Source organism: Streptomyces sp. NPDC104309 (assembly GCF_055584025.1).
Genome location: NZ_JBVJMV010000011.1, coordinates 123,026 through 142,784, shown reverse-complemented (window position 1 = coordinate 142,784; position 19,759 = coordinate 123,026). Strand labels below are relative to the sequence as shown.

The 19,759-nt window shown below is 69.7% G+C and carries 20 protein-coding genes and 5 tRNA genes; 17 read left to right on the top strand and 8 right to left on the bottom strand.

What is annotated here, in order from left to right; genetic code table 11:
* Positions 1–41 precede the first annotated feature (41 nt).
* The 4 genes from ACZ68L_RS18335 to ACZ68L_RS18320 all read right to left on the bottom strand — a co-directional run bounded on the left by ACZ68L_RS18335 (position 42) and on the right by ACZ68L_RS18320 (position 5,324).
* Positions 42–623 (bottom strand): GTP-binding protein, encoded by a 582-nt coding sequence (locus tag ACZ68L_RS18335; RefSeq protein WP_072487286.1) that lies wholly within the window; start codon positions 621–623, stop codon positions 42–44.
* The gene (locus ACZ68L_RS18330) at positions 604–1,011 is read right to left on the bottom strand and encodes a DUF742 domain-containing protein (RefSeq protein ID WP_037689955.1); all 408 of its coding nucleotides are present in this window, start codon (positions 1,009–1,011) and stop codon (positions 604–606) included. Before ACZ68L_RS18330 ends, ACZ68L_RS18335 begins: the two co-directional genes overlap by 20 nt.
* 134 nt (positions 1,012–1,145) lie before the next feature.
* On the bottom strand, positions 1,146–1,568 hold the full coding sequence (locus ACZ68L_RS18325) for a roadblock/LC7 domain-containing protein (protein ID WP_003966009.1): 423 nt from the start codon (positions 1,566–1,568) through the stop codon (positions 1,146–1,148).
* Positions 1,569–5,324, bottom strand: coding sequence for a sensor histidine kinase (locus ACZ68L_RS18320; RefSeq protein ID WP_469577912.1), 3,756 nt, complete (start codon positions 5,322–5,324; stop codon positions 1,569–1,571).
* 581 nt (positions 5,325–5,905) lie between these two features.
* Between ACZ68L_RS18320 and ACZ68L_RS18315 the strand changes: the two genes are divergently transcribed.
* The 9 genes from ACZ68L_RS18315 to ACZ68L_RS18275 all read left to right on the top strand — a co-directional run bounded on the left by ACZ68L_RS18315 (position 5,906) and on the right by ACZ68L_RS18275 (position 10,148).
* Positions 5,906–6,094: a hypothetical protein gene (locus ACZ68L_RS18315; RefSeq protein WP_469577910.1), complete on the top strand. Its 189-nt coding sequence runs from the start codon at positions 5,906–5,908 to the stop codon at positions 6,092–6,094.
* Between the two features lie 353 nt (positions 6,095–6,447).
* Entirely contained in the window at positions 6,448–7,224 is a 777-nt protein-coding gene (locus ACZ68L_RS18310; RefSeq protein ID WP_469577908.1) for a fumarylacetoacetate hydrolase family protein, read from the top strand.
* Positions 7,217–8,692, top strand: a complete 1,476-nt coding sequence (gene gltX, locus ACZ68L_RS18305) for a glutamate--tRNA ligase (protein WP_469577906.1) — start codon at positions 7,217–7,219, stop codon at positions 8,690–8,692. The genes ACZ68L_RS18310 and gltX overlap by 8 nt, the downstream gene beginning before the upstream one ends.
* 134 nt (positions 8,693–8,826) lie before the next feature.
* On the top strand, positions 8,827–9,522 hold the full coding sequence (locus ACZ68L_RS18300; protein ID WP_469577904.1) for an HAD family hydrolase: 696 nt from the start codon (positions 8,827–8,829) through the stop codon (positions 9,520–9,522).
* A 147-nt stretch (positions 9,523–9,669) separates the two neighbouring features.
* Positions 9,670–9,741, top strand: a tRNA-Gln gene (locus tag ACZ68L_RS18295).
* A 24-nt stretch (positions 9,742–9,765) separates the two neighbouring features.
* A tRNA-Glu gene (locus tag ACZ68L_RS18290) sits at positions 9,766–9,838 on the top strand.
* Between the two features lie 60 nt (positions 9,839–9,898).
* Positions 9,899–9,971, top strand: a tRNA-Glu gene (locus ACZ68L_RS18285).
* Between the two features lie 8 nt (positions 9,972–9,979).
* Positions 9,980–10,051 (top strand) — tRNA-Gln (locus tag ACZ68L_RS18280).
* A gap of 24 nt (positions 10,052–10,075) precedes the next feature.
* Positions 10,076–10,148, top strand: a tRNA-Glu gene (locus ACZ68L_RS18275).
* Positions 10,149–10,207: 59 nt separating this feature from the next.
* Here the strand turns inward: ACZ68L_RS18275 and ACZ68L_RS18270 are convergent.
* On the bottom strand, positions 10,208–10,849 hold the full coding sequence (locus tag ACZ68L_RS18270) for a MerR family transcriptional regulator (protein WP_469577902.1): 642 nt from the start codon (positions 10,847–10,849) through the stop codon (positions 10,208–10,210).
* Between the two features lie 93 nt (positions 10,850–10,942).
* Between ACZ68L_RS18270 and ACZ68L_RS18265 the strand changes: the two genes are divergently transcribed.
* A complete protein-coding gene (locus tag ACZ68L_RS18265; RefSeq protein WP_469577900.1) occupies positions 10,943–11,440 on the top strand; it encodes a DUF4188 domain-containing protein in 498 nt (165 codons plus the stop codon).
* 54 nt (positions 11,441–11,494) lie between these two features.
* Here ACZ68L_RS18265 and ndgR read toward each other — a convergent pair whose 3' ends face one another.
* Positions 11,495–12,211: an IclR family transcriptional regulator NdgR gene (gene ndgR, locus ACZ68L_RS18260; protein ID WP_014048551.1), complete on the bottom strand. Its 717-nt coding sequence runs from the start codon at positions 12,209–12,211 to the stop codon at positions 11,495–11,497.
* A gap of 174 nt (positions 12,212–12,385) precedes the next feature.
* Here ndgR and leuC point away from each other — a divergent pair, with 174 nt between their 5' ends.
* The 4 genes from leuC (at position 12,386) to ACZ68L_RS18240 (ending at position 15,553) form a co-directional block, all read left to right on the top strand.
* Positions 12,386–13,810, top strand: a complete 1,425-nt coding sequence (gene leuC / locus ACZ68L_RS18255; RefSeq protein WP_469577897.1) for a 3-isopropylmalate dehydratase large subunit — start codon at positions 12,386–12,388, stop codon at positions 13,808–13,810.
* Between the two features lie 5 nt (positions 13,811–13,815).
* Positions 13,816–14,409: a 3-isopropylmalate dehydratase small subunit gene (gene leuD, locus ACZ68L_RS18250; RefSeq protein ID WP_469577895.1), complete on the top strand. Its 594-nt coding sequence runs from the start codon at positions 13,816–13,818 to the stop codon at positions 14,407–14,409.
* 104 nt (positions 14,410–14,513) lie between these two features.
* Positions 14,514–14,741 carry an SCO5555 family protein gene (locus ACZ68L_RS18245; RefSeq protein WP_072487271.1) on the top strand — a complete coding sequence of 76 codons (228 nt, stop codon included), beginning with the start codon at positions 14,514–14,516 and terminating at the stop codon, positions 14,739–14,741.
* A gap of 143 nt (positions 14,742–14,884) precedes the next feature.
* Positions 14,885–15,553, top strand: coding sequence for an HU family DNA-binding protein (locus tag ACZ68L_RS18240; protein ID WP_469577893.1), 669 nt, complete (start codon positions 14,885–14,887; stop codon positions 15,551–15,553).
* Between the two features lie 95 nt (positions 15,554–15,648).
* Here the strand turns inward: ACZ68L_RS18240 and ACZ68L_RS18235 are convergent, their stop codons facing one another.
* Positions 15,649–15,852: a hypothetical protein gene (locus ACZ68L_RS18235; RefSeq protein WP_469577891.1), complete on the bottom strand. Its 204-nt coding sequence runs from the start codon at positions 15,850–15,852 to the stop codon at positions 15,649–15,651.
* A gap of 10 nt (positions 15,853–15,862) precedes the next feature.
* Entirely contained in the window at positions 15,863–16,540 is a 678-nt protein-coding gene (gene cofC / locus ACZ68L_RS18230) for a 2-phospho-L-lactate guanylyltransferase (RefSeq protein ID WP_469578158.1), read from the bottom strand.
* A gap of 155 nt (positions 16,541–16,695) precedes the next feature.
* Here cofC and ACZ68L_RS18225 point away from each other — a divergent pair, with 155 nt between their 5' ends.
* The 3 genes from ACZ68L_RS18225 to ACZ68L_RS18215 all read left to right on the top strand — a co-directional run bounded on the left by ACZ68L_RS18225 (position 16,696) and on the right by ACZ68L_RS18215 (position 19,717).
* Positions 16,696–17,448 carry a lysophospholipid acyltransferase family protein gene (locus ACZ68L_RS18225; protein WP_469577889.1) on the top strand — a complete coding sequence of 251 codons (753 nt, stop codon included), beginning with the start codon at positions 16,696–16,698 and terminating at the stop codon, positions 17,446–17,448.
* Entirely contained in the window at positions 17,445–18,455 is a 1,011-nt protein-coding gene (locus ACZ68L_RS18220) for an NAD(P)H-dependent glycerol-3-phosphate dehydrogenase (protein WP_469577887.1), read from the top strand. Before ACZ68L_RS18225 ends, ACZ68L_RS18220 begins: the two co-directional genes overlap by 4 nt.
* A gap of 104 nt (positions 18,456–18,559) precedes the next feature.
* Positions 18,560–19,717: a D-alanine--D-alanine ligase family protein gene (locus ACZ68L_RS18215; RefSeq protein WP_469577885.1), complete on the top strand. Its 1,158-nt coding sequence runs from the start codon at positions 18,560–18,562 to the stop codon at positions 19,715–19,717.
* Positions 19,718–19,759 lie beyond the last annotated feature (42 nt).

Below are 19,759 nucleotides of genomic sequence, written 5' to 3'. Positions count from 1 at the left end.
TTTGACTAAGGTAACTGCCGTATGTCAATACCGACTTGTGACTACTTCAGTCGCGCCATCAGCGCGTGCTCCACGAGCGTGATGAGGCCGCTCTTGGCGTCCGCCCGGTGTCGTGCGTCCGTCGTGATGATCGGGGTGTCGGGTCCGATCTGGAGGGCTTCGCGGACTTCGTCGGGGGTGTAGGGCTGGTGTCCGTCGAAGCCGTTGAGGGCGATGACGAAGGGGAGTCCGCTGTTCTCGAAGTAGTCGACGGCGGGGAAGCAGTCGGCGAGACGGCGGGTGTCGACGAGGACGACGGCGCCGATGGCGCCGCGGACCAGGTCGTCCCACATGAACCAGAAGCGGTCCTGTCCGGGTGTACCGAAGAGGTACAGGATCAGGTCCTGGTCCAGGGTGATGCGGCCGAAGTCCATCGCCACCGTCGTGGTGGTCTTGCCGCCGGTGTGCGTCAGGTCGTCGATGCCCGCGGACGCGGACGTCATCACGGCTTCCGTACGCAACGGGTTGATCTCCGAAACGGCACCGACGAACGTGGTCTTACCCACGCCGAAGCCCCCTGCCACCACGATCTTCGCCGAGGTGGTGGCGCGGGCCGCACCGCCGCTAGAGCTTGCGAAGTCCACTGAGCACCCTTTCGAGCAGTGTCACATCCGGCGCGCCGCCGGCCTCTCCATTGCCCGGCTGGTGAATGGCCACCATGCCGGCTTCCGCCAGGTCCGCGACAAGAATCCGGGCCACACCGAGTGGCATCGACAGCAGCGCCGAGACCTCGGCCACTGACTTGACCTCACGGCAGAGGTGGCAGATCCGCTGGTGCTCGGGGAGCAGCGTCGCCAGATGCGCGGGGTCGGCCGTGGTGGAGACCAGCGCCTCAATGGCGAGCTGGTAGCGGGGCCGGGTCCGGCCGCCGGTCATGGCATACGGGCGGACCAGCGGCTGGTCGCCTTCACCGTCGTACGACGCGTGGTGCAGTGCGCCGTACGGATCGGGTGAGGCGGGTGGCGGGGTCATTGAATCCTCCGGGCGTGACGGCAGGTTGTCTGCTTGCCGTCGGATGGGGCCGGTGGGGGCTCTGAGCGGCCTGTCGGGCGAGGGATGAGGGCGTTGCCTGGGTCAATCAAAGTCTGTCATCGCTCCAGGGCCGCCTAATGGAGCAGGCTGCCTTGGAGCTCGGCGCGGAGGTCCGGGGTGAGGACGGTGCCCGCGCGGTCGACCAGGAGGGCCATTTCGTACCCGACCAGACCGATGTCGGCGTCCGGGTGGGCGAGTACGGCCAGTGAGGATCCGTCCGAGATGGACATCAGGAAGAGGAATCCGCGTTCCATCTCCACCACGGTCTGGCTGACGGCGCCGCCCTCGAAGATCCGCGAGGCGCCCGCGGTCAGGGAGGTGAGGCCGGAGGCGACGGCGGCCAGTTGGTCGGCGCGGTCGCGCGGGAATCCTTCGGACATGGCCAGCAGGAGTCCGTCGGCGGAGACCACCACCGTGTGCGACACCCCGGGGGTGTTGTCCACGAAGTTGGTGATCAACCAGTTCAGATTCTGCGCGGCCTGACTCATCGGGCTCAACTAACGCTCCTGCTGGTGAGTGGGGCCGAGTGGAAAACTGCCGGTGGACTGGCCGTTGGCCTGCCGCCCCTGCTGGATGCCCCGGCGGAGATTGGTCAACCGCCCGCGCACATCGTCGGGCGCACGCGACACCTGAGGACCGGACTGGTGGTTCTGCTGCTGCGCGGTGCCCGGCACCAGATTGGCGCGCGGTACCCGGCGAGGCAGTCCGGAAGTGGTGACTCCGCCTGCCGCGGGCTTCTTGACCCGCTCCGCCTGCCGTACGAGTTCGTCGTTCGGCGACGGGCGCCAGGTGCTTGTGGTGCCGCCCGGGTCGCCTCCGCCGTGGTGCGGCCCGTCCGGAGCGTGACGCTCCTGGGCCGGCTGCTGCGGGAAGGCGGGCGACTGCGGCTCGGCCGCGGGCTGCTGCTGGCCACCCTGCTGCGGGCCGTGGAACCAGTTCGTCTCCAGGGTGTCGTACAGCGGCGTACGACCGTCCCCGGGGCCGGCCGCGGGCGGCAGCGCCTCGGGCTGCGGCTGCGGCGGCAGAACCGGACGGTACTGCGCGTCACCGCTGGGCGCGGCGGGCGGACGCGGGGCATCGAAGTCCCCGTTGTCCCGGCCGCGCTGCCGCGGAGCGGGCAGTCCCTGGTCCCGCGCCTGGACGGGCTGCGGCTGTCCGAAGTCGGGGCGGGCGAACTGCGCGGTGCTCGCCGGGTCCTGCGCCGGTCCGTCCTGCGGGAACTGAGCCTGCGGGAACTGAGCCTGCGGGGCCGGAGCCGAGAAGTCGGGACGGGCGAACTCGGCGGTGGAGCCGGGTCCCTGCCGGTCGTCCACGGGCGGTCGCGGAGTGAGCGGCGGGCTCATCGGCCGCTGGAACTGACCGGTGGTCTCGGGCTCCTCGTGGCCGCGCGGGGCGTCCAGCGGAGCACGCCGCGGCGCGGACGGGTCCTCGGCGCCCCAACTGGTGGTCTGCGGGCGCTGCGGCACGGGGTTGCCGCCGGGCAGCTCCGCACGCGGACCGCCGACCGGGGGCAGCTGACGGCCGGGCTCGGCCGGGCCGCCGGACTGCGGGAAGCCGCCCTGACCGGGCGGGTTCTGCCGGGCCTGCTGCGGCTGCCACGGAGCGGGGCCGTTGGACCGGCCCTGCTGGTCGTTGCGGTCCTGACGGTTGCGTCCCTGGCTGAACAGGTCCGGCTGACCGGAGTCCGTATGCCCCGTTCCGTCGCCCTGGCCGCGGGCACCGAGCCTGGCACCGTTGCCGAACGCACCGGCGAGGCCGCCGCCCTGACGCTGCGGCTCCTGACGCGGGAAGTCCTGCGGACCGGTGCCGGCCGGCCCGGAGGGCGGGAAGCCGGGGTTCTGCTGACCGGGCTGACCGGGCTGGTTCTGCCCCTGGCGGGGGCCGCCGTCACGCGAGGGCAGCGCGGCGCGCGGTCCCGATCCCGTACCGACCTGACCACGCGCGGGGCCCGACCCCGCGGCGAGCCGGCCGGCCGGGGCCGACGGAGCGCCGCCGAGGCCCGGACGGGCGCCGTTGCCCGGGGCCGTACCGCTGCCGGCACCGAGCAGACCACCGGGGGCGGTGGACTGCTGACCCGGTGCCTGCTTGGCGGCCGGCTGCTTGCCGCCGTGCGCGAGGTCGACCGGCAGCATGACCAGTGCGGTCGTACCGCCGGAGTCGGAGGGCCGCAGCTGGATCCGGATGCCGTGACGCAGGGACAGCCGGCCGACCACGAACAGACCCATGCGGCGGGAGACCGAGACGTCCACGGTGGGCGGCGAGGCGAGCCGCTCGTTGATCGCCGCGAGGTCCTCGGGGGAGAGGCCGATGCCGGTGTCGTGGATCTCGACGAGCACCCGCCCGTCGGGCAGGGCGTGACCGGTGACCCGGACCTTCGTCTGGGGCGAGGAGAACGACGTGGCGTTCTCCAGCAGCTCGGCGAGCAGGTGCACGAGGTCGTTGACGACACGGCCGGCGACCTCGGTGGCGGGCACCGCGGCCAGTTCGATGCGCTCGTACTGCTCCACCTCGGAGGCGGCGGCACGGAGCACGTCGACCAGCGGGACGGGGCGGGTCCACCGGCGGCCCGGCTCCTCGCCCGCGAGGACGAGGAGGTTCTCGCCGTTACGGCGCATACGGGTCGCGAGGTGGTCGAGCTTGAACAGCGAGGACAGCTGGTCCGGATCGGCCTCGCGCGACTCCAGTTCGGAGATGAGCGAGAGCTGACGCTGGATGAGGCCCTGGCTGCGGCGCGAGAGGTTGGTGAACATCGCGTTGACGTTGCCCCGGAGGAGGGCCTGCTCGGCGGCGAGGCGGACGGCCTCGCGGTGCACGTCGTCGAAGGCCGCGGCCACCTGGCCGATCTCGTCCCGGGAGTGCACACCGACGGACTCGACCGAGGTGTCGACGTCCTGCGGGTCGGCCTCGGAGAGCTGCTTGACGAGCTCCGGGAGCCGGTCCTGGGCGACGCGCGTAGCCGTGTCCTGCAGTCGTCGCAGCGAGCGGATCATCGACCTGGCGACGACGAAGGCACCGACCAGCGAGACGCCCAGCACCAGCAGAATGAGCGCACCGCTGATGATCGCTTCGCGCTTCGACTGGTCGCGGAGCTCGCGGGCCTTGCCCTCCATGTCGCTGAGGAGGGTCTCCTCGATGGTCTTCATCGCCTGGATCTTGGTGGAGCTCTGGTCGTACCAGTCCATGTACGAGCGCCGCGCCGTGCCCGTCATGCCCGAGGGGCTGTCCAGCACCTTCTTCGCGTAGGTGTTGGCGGCCTTGATCTCCGGGTTGCCGTCGTCCAGCGTGGCGGTCAGCTCTTCGGCGTTGTTGCCGGTGGCCGCGTAGACCGCGGTGAAGGAGCGGCGAGCCGTGTTCTCCTTGCGCAGCGCGGCGCGGCCGAACTGCTGGTCGTTGTCGTTGAGGTGCGGTTGCTTGTCGTTGCCGCCGGGCAGCGCCGCGGCGATGATCGCCCGCTGGACCGAGGCGTACTCCTTGGCGGAGGAGAAGGCCGCCAGCGCCCGGGTCCGCTTGATCATCTCCGAGTTGCTGGTCGCCTGCGCCATGTCCTGGGAGAGGCTCAGCAGCGAGGTGATCAGCTGGCTGTACTGGTCGACGGTCTGGAGGCTCGGGGTGCCGTGTGCGTACGCCGTCTTGCGGATCTCGCGGATCCCGGTCAGCTGGCTGGCGATCTGCTGGACGCTCGAATAGATGCCCTCAAGGGCCTCGTCGCCGGAGGGGTCGCCGATCGAGTTCGTCGCCTCCAGGAAGGCCGTCTTCGCCCGGTCGGTCTTCTTGCGGGGCTCGGTGACCTTGAAGTCGTCGGGCTTCACGCCGTTGGAGAGCGGACCGGCCGAACGGTCGCGCTCCTCCTGGAGCGCCTGGGCGAGCGTGGTCGCCTGCTTGGTCATCTTGGTCAGCAGCTGCATGTGGTCCAGCTGCTGCATGTCGTTCATCGAGTCGTTGATCCGCAGGCCGCCCAGCGTGGTCGCGGCGACCACGGGAAGGGCGAGCAGGGAGACCAGACGCGTGCTGATGCGCCAGTTGCGAAGAGCTACGCGCGAGCCCGTGCTGACGGTGCCCCGGGGCTTGAGCGACGAGATCGGATCGGTGCCGCTGCTCGCCGTGACACCGGGGCGCCGGTCGCGCTCGCCGCTGTCACCGGCCGCGGCCGGACCGGGGTTCTGGGCGTGCGGGGCCGAGGAACCGCGGTCGGTCCCGCCGTGCGGCTCCTGCTCCGCCGCAGCGCTGCCATCCCTCTTGAAACGTCCCTGCACTAGCGTCGCAACCTCTGGACCAGGCGTCCCTCCGCACGAGGCGGGTGGGACGGTGTCGGCGTCGTGGGGCGTCGTATCCGCCCCATGGTGGTCGTGAGTGACCGGCGCTCTTCCCCTTCCCGCCGTCACTCGGCGCTGCGTTGCGCCCCCTGCGCGCCGGCCTGAAACCCGCGGCGGTGCGTGGAATTCCAGCACAGTGCCGGATCTCCAACAAGGGCCTCGCGCCGGGCTGTGACCTGGGTGACGCGTTGTGATGACTGAGTAACAAGCCGTGGAGCGTGTTCACGGGCAAAGTGGATCAATCAGGGTCAATCGGCGAAGGGTGAAGGGTGTCCCAGTCGACATGATCAGGAGCGGAATGGCTGATTCAGTGACGCAATGTCCGTTTCCTTCGAGTGGGTCGGGCGCCCGGAATGGGGTAATTGTCGATGCATTCGTGAGCAAACTCACATGATGATCGCCGTCTCATCCGGGCTTCCGAAGGGAATCGGATGTTTAGCCTGGCGCTTTACAGGGATGGCAAATCCGACAACCGGCGCCCCTCCGGGCGGCGCCCGTAACCGACAGGGTCCGAACGGCAGATGAAGACGACGATGATGTTCCGCAACATTGCCAACCCCCGGCGCACCACGCTGGCGCACCTCAAGGACGCCGACGAGCTGCGGACGCCGGACGTTCCGGAGCACGCGGTCGACCTGCCCACCCAGACGGCCAACCCCCGCCGCACCATCCTCATGGAAGCCCCGGTCCCCGCCGCAGCCGCGGAGTGACGCGTGCGGGCGGCGTCCCCTCGCCCGCGTTCGACGCCTCGCTCCGGGGGCTGCCCCTCGCGCCGCCCGGTCCGCTTCCCCGCCACGCCGCCCTCGGAGCCCCGGCGGCTCCTTCCCGGTGCTCCGAGCTCCGTCCGGGCAGGGCGGACCCCGTCTTCGAAGGCTTGCGGGCGCCATACGGGCGCACCCGCCGGACGGCGTCGGCGCACCCGCCGGGCGGCGTCGGCCCACCCGCCGGACGGCGTCGGCCCACCCGCCGGGCGGCGTTCCTTTCGGGCAAATCCCACAGAGCGAGGCGTTAGCCTGGAGCGTCAGTCTTCAGCCAGCCAGCAAGTGAGGGGCGACAGCAACCCGTGCGCATCGCCAGGTTCTCCATCGACGGCAATGTCGCCTTCGGCGCCGTCGAGGGCGAGGGGCCCGATGGTCTCGTCCTCGACATCATCAAGGGCATTCCGTACGCCGAGTTCGAGCTCTCCGGCACCAAGGTCCCGCTGAGCAAGGTCCGCCTCCTGCCGCCCGTGCTTCCCAACAAGGTGGTGGCCATCGGCCGCAACTACGCGGAGCACGCCGCGGAACTCGGCAACGAGGTACCGGACGTCCCCGTCGCCTTCTTCAAGCCCACCACCTCGGTGATCGGCTCCGGCGACGCCATCGAGTACCCCTCCTTCTCCAACGAGCTCCACTACGAGGCCGAACTGGCCGTGGTCATCGGCCGGATGTGCCGTGAAGTGCCGCGTGAGCGCGTGAAGGACGTCATCTTCGGCTACACCTGCGCCAATGACGTCACCGCCCGCGATGCCCAGAAGCGCGAGAAGCAGTGGGCCAGGGCCAAGGGCTTCGACACGTCGTGCCCGCTCGGCCCCTGGGTGGAGACCGACCTCGACCCCGGCGACCTGACGATTCAGGCCACGGTCAACGGCGAGCAACGCCAACTCGGCCGTACGAGCGACATGATCCGCTCGATCGAGGATCTGGTCGTCCACATCACGGAAGCCATGACGCTGCTCCCGGGCGATGTGATCCTCACCGGCACTCCCGCAGGGGTCGGACCCCTCCATGTCGGCGACGAGGTCGCCGTCACCATCGAAGGCATCGGCACTCTCACCAACAAGGTGATCAAGCGTGGTTAACACTCCCGTCCGCGTACGTTTCTGCCCCTCCCCGACCGGCAACCCCCATGTGGGCCTGGTCCGCACCGCCCTCTTCAACTGGGCCTTCGCCCGGCACCACGGCGGCACCCTGGTCTTCCGCATCGAGGACACCGACGCGGCCCGCGACTCCGAGGACTCCTACAACCAGCTCCTGGAGTCGATGCGCTGGCTCGGCTTCGACTGGGACGAGGGCCCCGAGGTCGGCGGCCCGCACGCCCCGTACCGCCAGTCGCAGCGCATGGACGTCTACAAGGACGTCGCCGAGAAGCTCCTCGCGGGCGGGTACGCCTACCACTGCTACTGCACCACCGAGGAGCTCGACACCCGCCGCGACGCCGCCCGCGCCGCCGGCAAGCCCTCCGGCTACGACGGCCACTGCCGCGAGCTGAGCGCCGAGCAGATCGCCGCGTACGAGGCCGAGGGCCGCACCTCCATCGTCCGCTTCCGGATGCCCGACGAGGCGCTCACCTTCACCGACCTGGTCCGCGGCGAGCTGACCTTCCAGCCGGAGAACGTGCCGGACTACGGCATCGTCCGCGCCAACGGCGCGCCGCTCTACACGCTGGTCAACCCGGTCGACGACGCGCTGATGGAGATCACCCACGTCCTGCGTGGCGAGGACCTGCTCTCCTCCACCCCGCGCCAGCTCGCCCTCTACAAGGCGCTCATCGAGCTGGGCATCGCCAAGGGCACCCCCGCCTTCGGCCACCTGCCCTACGTCATGGGCGAGGGCAACAAGAAGCTCTCCAAGCGCGACCCGCAGGCCTCGCTCAACCTCTACCGCGAGCGCGGCTTCCTGCCCGAGGGGCTGCTCAACTACCTCTCCCTGCTGGGCTGGTCCATCGCCGAGGACCGCGACATCTTCTCCGTCGAGGAGATGGTGGCCGCGTTCGACATCAAGGACGTCAACGCCAACCCGGCGCGCTTCGACCTGAAGAAGTGCGAGCACATCAACGCCGAGCACATCCGCAAGCTGGACGTGAAGACGTTCACCGAGGCGTGCGGCCCCTGGCTGAAGGCCCCGTTCGCACCCTGGGCCCCGGAGGCCTTCGACGCGGACCGGTTCGCGGCGATCGCCCCGTACGCCCAGACGCGCGTCACGGTCCTCTCGGACATCACCGCCAACGTCGACTTCCTCTTCCTCGACGAGCCGGCCACGGACGAGGCGTCCTGGGCCAAGGCGATGAAGGAGGGCTCCGACGCCCTGCTCGTCACAGCCCGCGCCAAGCTGGCCGCCGCCGAGTGGAACGCGGACGCCCTGAAGAACGCCATCCTCACCGCCGGTGAGGAGCACGGCCTGAAGCTCGGCAAGGCCCAGGCCCCGGTCCGCGTCGCGGTCACCGGCCGCACGATCGGCCTGCCGCTCTTCGAGTCCCTGGAGATCCTGGGCCGCGAGAAGACCGTGGCCCGCATCGACGCGGCGCTGGCCAGGCTGGCCGCCGCGTAGCCGTACGACTCACACCCGCAGGGGCGGCCACCGGATCACACCGGGGCCGCCCCTGCGCCGTTCCCCGGGAATCGGCCGGCGGACACCTGCGCGAACCCGCCACGCCCCGGACCCCGGCACATACGCTGGGGCGTATGACGATCCGCGCGGTCCTCTGGGACATCGACGACACGATCTTCGACTACACGGGCGCCGACCGCATCGGCATGAGCAAGCATCTCGAACAGGAGGGCCTGCCCGACGGATACGGCTCCGTCGAGCAGGCCCTGTTCGCGTGGCGGGCGATCACCGATGTGCACTGGGCGCGGTTCGCGGCGGGGGAGACGGACTTCCTGGGGCAGCGCCGGGACCGGGTCAGGGAGTTCGTCTCGCGGGCGCTGGAGGACGAGGAGGCCGACCTCTGGTTCGGGCGGCACGCGGCCCACTACGAGGCCGCCTGGTCGCTGTTTCCCGATGCGCTGCCCGCTCTGGACTCCCTGGCGAACGGGTTCCGGCACGGCGTGCTGTCGAACTCCAGCATCCACAACCAGGACCGGAAGCTGCGCACGCTCGGTGTGCGGGACCGGTTCGAGGCCGTGGTGTGCGCCGTGGAGCTGGGCGTCTCCAAGCCCGAGGCCGGTGCTTTCCACGCGGCGTGCGAGGCGCTGGCGCTGGAACCGCGGGAGGTCGCGTACGTGGGGGACGAGCCGGACATCGACGCGAGCGGCGCGGTCGCCGCGGGGCTGATGGGGATCTGGCTCGACCGGCGCGGACGCGGCGGGCGGCCGGAACTCGTCCGCATCAGCGGGCTCGATCAGCTGCCCGGCCTGCTGGTACCGGCCCGACCCTGATCCGAGGCACGGACCCTGGCGGGCAATACCCGTTTTGGAGCGCCGGACACCTTCGGGTAATGTTCTTCCTGCGCCGCCCGAGCGGAACGAAAGAACCGAACGGGAAGCGCAAGCCGAACAAAACCCCTTCTAGGGGTTGAGTTTTGGTGGGCTATGGTGTAATTGGCAACACTACGGTTTCTGGTACCGTCATTCTAGGTTCGAGTCCTGGTAGCCCAGCGCAGAAATGCAACAGCAGTACAAGCCCCCGTTGTGTAGCGGCCTAGCACGCTGCCCTCTCACGGCAGTAGCGCCGGTTCGAATCCGGTCGGGGGTACAGATCCTTCCCGCGAGATCATCTGGGTCGCACCCACGATCTCGATGCAGGATCGCTAGGGCCCCCGTTGTGTAGCGGCCTAGCACGCTGCCCTCTCACGGCAGTAGCGCCGGTTCGAATCCGGTCGGGGGTACTTCACCATGGGCTATGGTGTAATTGGCAACACTACGGTTTCTGGTACCGTCATTCTAGGTTCGAGTCCTGGTAGCCCAGCGCAGAAATGCAACAGCAGTACAAGCCCCCGTTGTGTAGCGGCCTAGCACGCTGCCCTCTCACGGCAGTAGCGCCGGTTCGAATCCGGTCGGGGGTACAACAGATCGACAGAGAAGGGCCCTTCACTTCGGTGAGGGGCCCTTCTCTGTCACTCCCTCACATCCCGTACCGCCGGGCCGACTCCTCCTCCTGGGCCATCCTGCGCAGCGACATCAGCAACGGCTCGTAGAGCACGGCCGACGCGACCGCCGTCTCCACCTGCTCCGCCTCCGTGGGGTACGTCTCCATCATGTCCAGGTCCTGGACGGCGACTTGGTGCATGAGCCGCGCCTGCTCGGTCAGGTACTCGACATCGCAGGGATAGCCGAGGCGGATGAGGGTGGCCACCGACGACACGAGCGCGCGATGCGCGGGGGACAGGGAGCCCAGCTCCTGCGAAGTGGCCCAGCCGAGCCGGTCCAGGAGCCGTTCGACCTCCTCGCGGGCCGCCGCCGTCTCCGGCGCCCCCTCGTCCGGGTCCGGGCCGTGAGGGAGGGACCACAGTGCGGCGCCCAGCCGGATCGTCCGGCCCAGGGAGTCGTCGTCGATGTGGGAGAGGACTTCGCGCGCCGTGGCCACGGGAAGGCGGCCCACCTGGAGCAGGGCCCGCACCAGACGCAGCCGGCGCAGGTGGCTCTCGTCGTACTCGGCCTGCGTCGCGCTGACCCGGAGGCCGGGTCGCAGCAGTCCCTCGCGCAGGTAGTACTTGATCGTCGCGGTCTTGACGCCGCTCTTCTCGCTCAGTTCCGAGAGCCGCATTGCCGTGCCTTCCCTTGCGCCACCTCTTGGGCAGTGTCACTATCCAACCATTGGATAGTGACACTCTCCAACAAGAGAAGGGATGCGGTGGCCATGTTCGCGAAGCCGATTCCGGGGCGGACGACAGCGGCGGCCGAGGGCGAGGTGGTCGTCCTGCTCATCGGGATGCGCATCAACCACTTGTGGGGCGTGCACCATTGGCTCCCCGTCCTGGTGGCGATGCCGCGCATGCTGCGGGAGTTGAGGAAGGACGCGAGTCGGGGCCTGCTCGGCTGCATGCTGCTGTCCGGCTCGCCGCGGACGTACTACGTCGTCCAGTACTGGGAGTCGAAGGAGAAGCTCTACGCGTACGCGAGCGCTCCCGACATGTTGCACCGCAAGGCGTGGGCGATGATCAACCGTAAGGAGAAGAAGTCCCGGCGGCATGTGGGGCTGTGGCACGAGACGTACGTGGTGCCCGAGGGCGGTTACGAATCGATCTACGCCGACATGCCGGCCTATGGGCTGGCCGCGGCCACCGGCGTACTGCCGATCGAGGAGCGCGGTCGACGGGCGGCGGACCGGCTCGCGCACCGTTCGTCCGCGAAGTGAGGTTCTGGCAGGGGCCGCCACGACGCTGGGGCGGCCAGGAGGTGTACGGGGACGTCAGCCGGTGCGGCGCAGGGCCTCGCTGAGCCTGGCGGCCGAGTCGATGACCGCCTGGGCGTGCATCCGGCCCGGGTGCCGGGTCAGCCGCTCGATCGGTCCGGAGACCGAGACGGCGGCGACCACCCGGTTCGAGGGGCCGCGCACCGGTGCCGAGACCGAGGCCACGCCCGGCTCGCGCTCGCCGATCGACTGGGCCCAGCCCCGGCGCCGTACGCCCGAGAGCGCCGTCGCCGTGAAACGGGCGCCCTGGAGGCCGCGGTGCAGCCGCTCCGGCTCCTCCCAGGCCATCAGGATCTGGGCCGAGGAGCCCGCCTTCATCGTGAGCGTGGAGCCGACCGGCACGGTGTCCCGCAGGCCGGACAGCCGCTCCGCCGCCGCCACACAGATCCGCATGTCGCCCTGGCGCCGGTAGAGCTGCGCGCTCTCGCCCGTGATGTCGCGCAGGTGGGTGAGTACCGGTCCCGCCGTGGCCAGCAGGCGGTCCTCGCCCGCCGCCGCCGCGAGTTCCGCCAGCCGGGGGCCGAGAATGAAACGGCCCTGCATGTCCCTCGCCACCATGCGGTGGTGTTCCAGTGCCACGGCCAGTCGATGGGCCGTGGGTCGTGCGAGCCCGGTCGCCGCGACCAGCCCGGCGAGGGTGGCCGGACCGGACTCCAGGGCGCTCAATACCAGAGCCGCCTTGTCGAGAACGCCGACGCCGCTAGAGTTGTCCATACGACGATACTCCCGTCTCACTCTGTGAAACGCAAGTTCAATTTTCGGCGGAAGTTGCGAACCTGTAGGGGCGGCCACACAACGGCCCGTAGCCACCGCCCCGCACGGGGGTACGGACGGCGGCGCACCGAATCTCTAGTTGGGCCGGCGAAGACGCCGGCCGGAGGGAAAGCGATGGGTAGGACACTCGCGGAGAAGGTCTGGGACGACCATGTCGTCCGGCGCGCCGAAGGTGAGCCCGACCTCCTCTTCATCGATCTGCACCTGCTGCACGAGGTGACCAGCCCCCAGGCCTTCGACGGCCTCCGGCAGGCCGGACGCCGGGTCCGGCGCCTCGACCTCACCATCGCCACCGAGGATCACAACACCCCGACCCTCGACATCGACAAGCCGATCGCCGACCCGGTCTCCCGTGCCCAGTTGGAGACCCTGCGCAAGAACTGCGCGGAGTTCGGTGTGCGACTGCATCCGCTGGGCGACGTCGAGCAGGGCGTCGTGCACGTGGTCGGCCCGCAGCTGGGTCTGACCCAGCCCGGCACCACGGTGGTCTGCGGCGACTCCCACACGTCCACGCACGGTGCCTTCGGCGCGCTGGCGTTCGGCATCGGCACCAGCCAGGTCGAGCACGTCCTGGCCACCCAGACCCTGCCGTTGGCCCGCCCGAAGACCATGGCGATCACCATCGACGGCGAACTGCCCGACGGCGTCACGGCCAAGGACCTGATCCTGGCGATCATCGCCCGGATCGGCACCGGCGGTGGCCAGGGCTACATCCTCGAATACCGCGGCTCGGCCATCGAGAAGCTCTCGATGGAAGCCCGGATGACCATCTGCAACATGTCGATCGAGGCCGGCGCCCGAGCGGGCATGATCGCCCCGGACGAGACCACCTTCGACTATCTCAAGGGCCGCGACCACGCCCCGCAGGGCGAGGACTGGGACGCCGCCGTCGCGTACTGGAAGACGCTGCGCACGGACGACGACGCGGTCTTCGACGCCGAGGTCGTCATCGCCGCCGCAGAACTGGCCCCGTTCGTCACCTGGGGCACCAACCCCGGCCAGGGCGCGCCCCTGTCGGCCAACGTCCCCGACCCGGCTTCGTACGAGGACGCCTCGGAGCGCAACGCCGCCGAAAAGGCCCTGGAATACATGGGGTTGACCGCCGGCCAGCCGCTGCGCGAGATCAACGTGGACACCGTCTTCGTAGGCTCCTGCACCAACGGCCGGATCGAGGACCTGCGCAACGCCGCCGCGATCCTGGACGGCCGCAAAGTCGCCGACGGCGTACGGATGCTGGTCGTCCCGGGCTCGGTCCGGGTCGCCCTGCAGGCCGTCGAGGAGGGCCTGGACAAGGTCTTCACCGCCGCGGGCGCCGAATGGCGGCACGCCGGCTGCTCGATGTGTCTCGGCATGAACCCCGACCAGCTGGCCCCCGGCGAGCGCTCCGCCTCCACCTCGAACCGCAACTTCGAGGGCCGGCAGGGCAAGGGCGGCCGCACGCACCTGGTCTCCCCGCAGGTCGCCGCCGCCACCGCCGTGCTGGGCCACCTGGCCTCGCCGGCCGACCTGTCCGACGTCCGTACGCCCGCCGGAGTCTGAGAATCATGGAAGCTTTCACCACACACACCGGCCGGGCCGTCCCGCTGCGTCGCAGCAACGTCGACACCGACCAGATCATCCCCGCGCACTGGCTGAAGAAGGTCACCCGCGACGGCTTCGAGGACGGACTCTTCGAGGCCTGGCGCAAGGACGGGGACTTCGTCCTCAACCGTCCCGAGCGCAGCGGCGCCACGGTGCTGGTGGCCGGCCCCGACTTCGGCACCGGGTCGTCCCGCGAGCACGCCGTGTGGGCGCTGCAGAACTACGGTTTCAAGGCCGTCATCTCCTCCCGGTTCGCCGACATCTTCCGCGGCAACTCGCTGAAGAACGGGCTGTTGACCGTGGTGCTCGACCAGAAGGTCGTCGACGCGCTCTGGGAGCTGACCGAGGCCGACCCGACGGTCGAGATCACCGTCGACCTGGAGGCCCGCCAGGTCCGTGCCGAAGGCATCACCGCCGACTTCGAGCTCGACGAGAACGCCCGCTGGCGACTGCTGAACGGGCTGGACGACATCAGCCTCACCCTTCAGAACGAAGCGGACATCGCGACTTATGAGGTGGCAAGGCCGACCTTCAAGCCGCGTACAATTAACGCCTGAGCAGCGCGTTTCCAGGACTGCGCCCCCTGCCTTCTGGTAGGGGGCGCAGTCGCTTGTTGAGACCCCGTCGGGCGACAACTCGCCCCAGATGGCACAATCGGTGCATGGAACGCGACAGCCAACTCAAGCTTTACGGCCAAGTCGCCGACCGATTGAAGGAAGCGCACACAAGAGTGCGTGCACTGCAAGTCCCGGAGGGCGTAAGGATGGCGCTGTCCCGGAAGCTGTTGGTCATCACGGCCGCGGCTAAGCACGATCTCCCGGATGCGGCAAGGCGTCTGGACCGGTTGATGAAGGACCTCGATGAGGGCCGATTCCCCGAAGGTGACTGACTCTGCGGAACTGTGCAGCGGTCGACTTCGTTGCGGCACTAGGGTGATTAGCCCGTTTCGTGTTTGATTTGCGGTATATATCTGCCTAACGTGCGAAAACGCTTGAACACTTTCGTTCTGGCAATGTCTCCGAAGGGGAAGACGTGAACAAGGCGCAGCTCGTAGAAGCGATTGCCGACAAGGTTGGCGGCCGTCAGCAGGCCGCGGACGCCGTCGACGCGGTGCTCGACGCGATCGTCCGTGCGGTTGTCGCGGGGGACCGTGTCTCGGTCACCGGCTTCGGCTCGTTCGAGAAGGTCGACCGCCCCGCCCGTTACGCCCGCAACCCGCAGACGGGCGAGCGGGTGCGGGTCAAGAAGACCTCGGTGCCCCGTTTCCGTGCGGGACAGGGCTTCAAGGACCTGGTGAGCGGCTCCAAGAAGCTCCCCAAGCACGACGTGGCCGTGAAGAAGGCGCCCAAGGGCAGCCTCACGGGCGGTGTTGCCCGTACGACGGCCAAGGCCGCGGCCAAGAAGGCCGTGGCGAAGAAGGCCGTGGCGAAGAAGGCCACCGTTAAGAAGGCCGTGACCGCGGCGAAGACCACCGCCGCCAAGAAGACCACCGCGAAGAAGGCCACCACCGCGGCGGCCAAGAAGACCACGGCGGCGGCGAAGAAGGCCACCACCGCGGCGGCGAAGAAGACGACGGCCGCGAAGAAGGCCGTCGCCAGCAAGACCGCGCCCGCCAAGAAGGCCACGGCGAAGAAGGCGCCCGCGAAGAAGACCACGGCGCGCAAGACCACGGCGAAGAAGGCCACTGCACGGAAGAAGTGAGGCCGAGCAGCGCAGGGCCTCTCACACGCGCCGGGCCGGGCTCCCCTCGGGGAGCCCGGCCCGCGGGCTGTTCCGCGCAGGGCGCGCGCCGCCGTTCAGAACGTCTGCAGGGTCACCAGGGTGATCCGCAGCCCCGCACCCTCGCCGGTGCCCTCGATCCGCACCCGCTGCCCCGGCCGCAGCAGCCGCAGACCGCCGGCGTCGAAGGCGCGGGCGTCGAATTCCACCGGGGTGCCGTCGTCGAGCAGCACACTGCCGGTGCGGGTCTCGGGGTCGTACGTGTACGAGGTCGCCTGCATGAACGGCAGCCTATCGGTCCGGCGAGGAGACCCCCGCGGCCCAGCGCCCCGCCGTGTGCGGGCCCACACCGAGGGCCAGTGCCGCCCGCAGGTCGTCGCCGGTGTCCACGTCCTGGCGGACCGAATCGATTCCGGCCAGGACGATTTCCACCGCGCCGGAGTCCAGATGCCGGGCCCGGGAGGAACCGCCGAAAGCCGGGCGCAATTCCACGCCCGGCGCAGCCGACAGAAATGTCGTTCCGATTCCTGCCGCATCGGTGACAAATGCACGGGGAAATGAGCCGGAATAATCGAGTACCCGGGCCAATTCCGTGGGGCGCAGTGCGGGCAGATCCGCGTTGAGGGCGGCGAGGGCGGCCCCGGGCCGCTCGGCCCGTACGGTCCGCTCACCGTGTGCCAGGGCGGCGTTGAGGCCGCTGTCCGGTTCGTCGGGCACGACGCGCGCCCCGAGGGCCGCGAGAGCAGCCCCGGCCTCCGTGTCGTCCGTGACGACCACCACATCCTGTACCGCCCGGCAGGACAGGGCGGCGGTCACGGTGTCCCGGGCGAACGCGAGGGCGAGGCGCGGGCGCAGCGCGGCGCCCGCCGCGGGCGCGAGCCTGCTCTTGGCCCGTGCCAAGGGCTTCAACGGGACGACCAGGGTCCAGGGACCGGCCGGGTCGGTGTTCGTGGCGATCTCCCCCTCGATGCGCTTCGCCGCCTATTCTCGCCTGCCGGTGCGAGAACCCGGAGGGTCGGTCCCGAAAGCGGGGCGTACGGTGTTCTCGACAGAGCAGGGGCCTGGGGCGAGACTTGACCGTCGGTAGCCAGGCAGAGTTCAGGTCCTTAGAGGAAGGTGTCCGAGTGTCCCGCCGCAGAATCGGCTTCTGGTACCGCCTGGCGGCGGTCATCGCAAAACCGCCGTTGGTGGTTCTGTTCAAGCGTGACTGGCGGGGAATGGAACACATTCCGGCCGACGGCGGATTCATTACTGCGGTCAATCACAACTCGTATCTGGACCCGCTCTCCTACGGCCACTTCCAGTACAACACCGGACGGGTGCCCCGGCTTCTTGCCAAGGCCGGCCTCTTCAAGACCCCCTTTGTCGGAATGATGCTGCGCGGCACCGGACAGATTCCCGTGTATCGCGAGACGACCAACGCGCTGGACGCCTTCAGGGCCGCCGTGGACGCCATCGGGCGCGGCGAGTGCGTCGCCTTCTACCCCGAGGGCACCCTCACCCGCGACCCCGACATGTGGCCGATGGCCGGCAAGACCGGCGCCGCCCGCGTCGCGTTGATGACGAAGGCCCCGGTCATCCCGGTCGCCCAGTGGGGCGCCAACCTGGTGATGCCGCCGTACGCCAAGGAGAACAAGCTCCGGCTCCTCCCCCGCAAGACCCTCCAGGTGCAGGCCGGACCGCCCGTCGACCTCTCCCGGTTCTACGACAAGGAACCGACGCCCGACATCCTGCGCGAGGCGACCGAGGTCATCATGGCCGCGGTGACCGCGCAGCTGGAGATCGTCCGGGGCGAGCCGGCCCCCACGGAGCCGTACGATCACCGCAAGGCCCGTGCAGAACAGCGGCGCAAGGCCGAAGGAAAGGGACCCAAGTGACGCACCCCGCAAAGGCGGCCGTCTTCGGAACCGGCTCATGGGGTACGGCCTTCGGCGTGGTTCTCGCCGACGCCGGCTGCGAGGTCACCCTCTGGGGCCGCCGCGCCGAAGTCGCCGAGGCCGTCAACACGACCCGTACCAACCCGGACTATCTGCCGGGCATCGAACTCCCCGCGTCGATCCGGGCCACCACCGACGCCGCCGAGGCGCTGGACGGCGCCGACTTCGCCGTGCTCGTGGTGCCCTCGCAGACGCTGCGCGCCAACCTCGCCGACTGGGCCCCGCACATCGGCTCCGACACCGTCCTCGTCTCGATGATGAAGGGCGTCGAACTCGGCACCGCGAAGCGGATGAGCGAGGTCATCGAGGACGTCACCAAGGTCTCCGCGGACCGCGTCGCCGTCATCACCGGCCCCAACCTGGCCAAGGAGATCGCCGAACGCCGCCCCGCCGCGGCCGTTGTCGCCTGCCGGGACGAGTCCGTGGCCCAGCGCCTGCAGACCGCCTGCCACACCTCGTACTTCCGCCCGTACACCAACACCGATGTGGTCGGCTGCGAACTCGGTGGCGCGGTCAAGAACGTCATCGGTCTCGCCGTGGGCATCGCCGACGGCATGGGCCTCGGCGACAACGCCAAGGGCTCGCTCATCACCCGGGGTCTCGCCGAGACCACCCGGCTCGGCCTCGCCATGGGTGCCGACCCGCTGACCTTCTCCGGACTCGCGGGCCTCGGCGACCTGGTGGCCACCTGCTCCTCGCCGCTCTCGCGCAACCACACCTTCGGTACCAACCTCGGCCGCGGAATGACGCTCCAGGAGACCATCGCGGTCACCAAGCAGACCGCGGAGGGCGTCAAGTCCTGTGAATCGGTGCTCGATCTGGCCCGCAGGCACGGCGTCGACATGCCCATCACCGAGACGGTCGTCGGCATCGTCCACGAGGGCAAGCCGCCGGTGGTCGCGCTGAGCGAGCTGATGTCGCGCAGCGCGAAGCCCGAGCGCCGCTGACGACAGGCACGGGGGCGCGCGGGGCGGTGAACGTTCTCGGACACCGCTCCAGCGGCCCCGGCCACGCTGACGCGAGGGGTACCAACAGGTACGCTCAACGCGATATGAGCAGCGAGAACCTCCCCCAGAGTCCGGAGCAGCAGCTCCGCAAGCCGCGCGTGGCCGTTGTGTTCGGTGGCCGCAGCTCCGAACACGGCATCTCGGTCGTCACGGCCGGCGCCGTCCTGAACGCCATCGACCGGACCAAGTACGACGTCCTGCCGATCGGCATCACGACGGACGGCCGCTGGGCGCTCACCGCCGACGAGCCCGAACGCATGGCCATCAAGGACCGGCAGATGCCGGACGTGGCCCAGCTGGCCGAGTCCATCGAGGGCAGTGTGGTGCTCTCGGCCGACCCCGGCAGCCGTGAAGTGGTGTACAGCGAGCCCGGCTCGGTCCCCAAGGCGCTGGGCGAGGTCGACGTCGTCTTCCCCGTGCTGCACGGCCCCTACGGCGAGGACGGCACCCTCCAGGGACTTCTGGAGCTCTCCGGTGTGCCCTACGTCGGTGCCGGGGTGCTCGCCTCGGCGGTCGGCCAGGACAAGGAGTACATGAAGCGGGTCTTCACCTCGTTCGGGCTGCCGGTCGGCCCGTACCTCGTGGTGCGGCCCCGCGAATGGGACACGGACCCCTCCGGTGCCCGCAAGCGCATCGTGGACTTCGTCGGTGACCACGGCTGGCCGCTCTTCGTCAAGCCCGCCCGGGCCGGTTCGTCCTTCGGTATCACCAAGGTCGACGACCTGTCCGGTCTCGACGAGGCGATCGAGGAAGCCCGTCGCCACGACCCCAAGTTCCTGGTCGAGTCGCTGCTGCGGGGCCGCGAGATCGAGTGCGGGGTGCTGGAGTTCGAGGACGGCCCGCGCGCCAGCGTGCCCGCCGAGATCCCGCCGGTCACCTCGCACGACTTCTACGACTTCGAGGCCAAGTACATCGACTCGGCCGCCGGGATCCTGCCCGCCCCGCTCACCGAGGAGCAGACGGCGGAGGTCCAGCGCCTCGCGGTCGAGGCATTCGAGGCCGCGTCCTGCGAGGGCCTGGTGCGCGCCGACTTCTTCCTCACCGAGGACGGCGACTTCGTGATCAACGAGATCAACACTCTGCCGGGCTTCACCCCGATCTCCATGTATCCGCGGATGTGGCAGGAGAGCGGCGTGAGCTACCAGGAGCTGGTGGACCGGCTGATCCAGGCCGCCTTGAACCGGCCGACCGGCCTGCGCTGAGACGGCTTCGCACCGTGGGGCGTGCACTCGCGACGCGGGTGC

Excerpts from the sequence above, each read along its gene's own strand:
- ACZ68L_RS18330 (WP_037689955.1), bottom strand. The coding sequence starts at position 1,011 with ATGACCCCGCCACCCGCCTCACCCGATCCGTACGGCGCACTGCACCAC.
- ACZ68L_RS18315 (WP_469577910.1), top strand. The coding sequence starts at position 5,906 with ATGAAGACGACGATGATGTTCCGCAACATTGCCAACCCCCGGCGCACC.
- ACZ68L_RS18300 (WP_469577904.1), top strand. The coding sequence starts at position 8,827 with ATGACGATCCGCGCGGTCCTCTGGGACATCGACGACACGATCTTCGAC.
- ACZ68L_RS18270 (WP_469577902.1), bottom strand. The coding sequence starts at position 10,849 with ATGCGGCTCTCGGAACTGAGCGAGAAGAGCGGCGTCAAGACCGCGACG.
- ACZ68L_RS18265 (WP_469577900.1), top strand. The coding sequence starts at position 10,943 with ATGTTCGCGAAGCCGATTCCGGGGCGGACGACAGCGGCGGCCGAGGGC.
- ndgR (WP_014048551.1), bottom strand. The coding sequence starts at position 12,211 with ATGGACAACTCTAGCGGCGTCGGCGTTCTCGACAAGGCGGCTCTGGTA.
- leuC (WP_469577897.1), top strand. The coding sequence starts at position 12,386 with ATGGGTAGGACACTCGCGGAGAAGGTCTGGGACGACCATGTCGTCCGG.
- leuD (WP_469577895.1), top strand. The coding sequence starts at position 13,816 with ATGGAAGCTTTCACCACACACACCGGCCGGGCCGTCCCGCTGCGTCGC.
- ACZ68L_RS18245 (WP_072487271.1), top strand. The coding sequence starts at position 14,514 with ATGGAACGCGACAGCCAACTCAAGCTTTACGGCCAAGTCGCCGACCGA.
- ACZ68L_RS18235 (WP_469577891.1), bottom strand. The coding sequence starts at position 15,852 with ATGCAGGCGACCTCGTACACGTACGACCCCGAGACCCGCACCGGCAGT.
- ACZ68L_RS18215 (WP_469577885.1), top strand. The coding sequence starts at position 18,560 with ATGAGCAGCGAGAACCTCCCCCAGAGTCCGGAGCAGCAGCTCCGCAAG.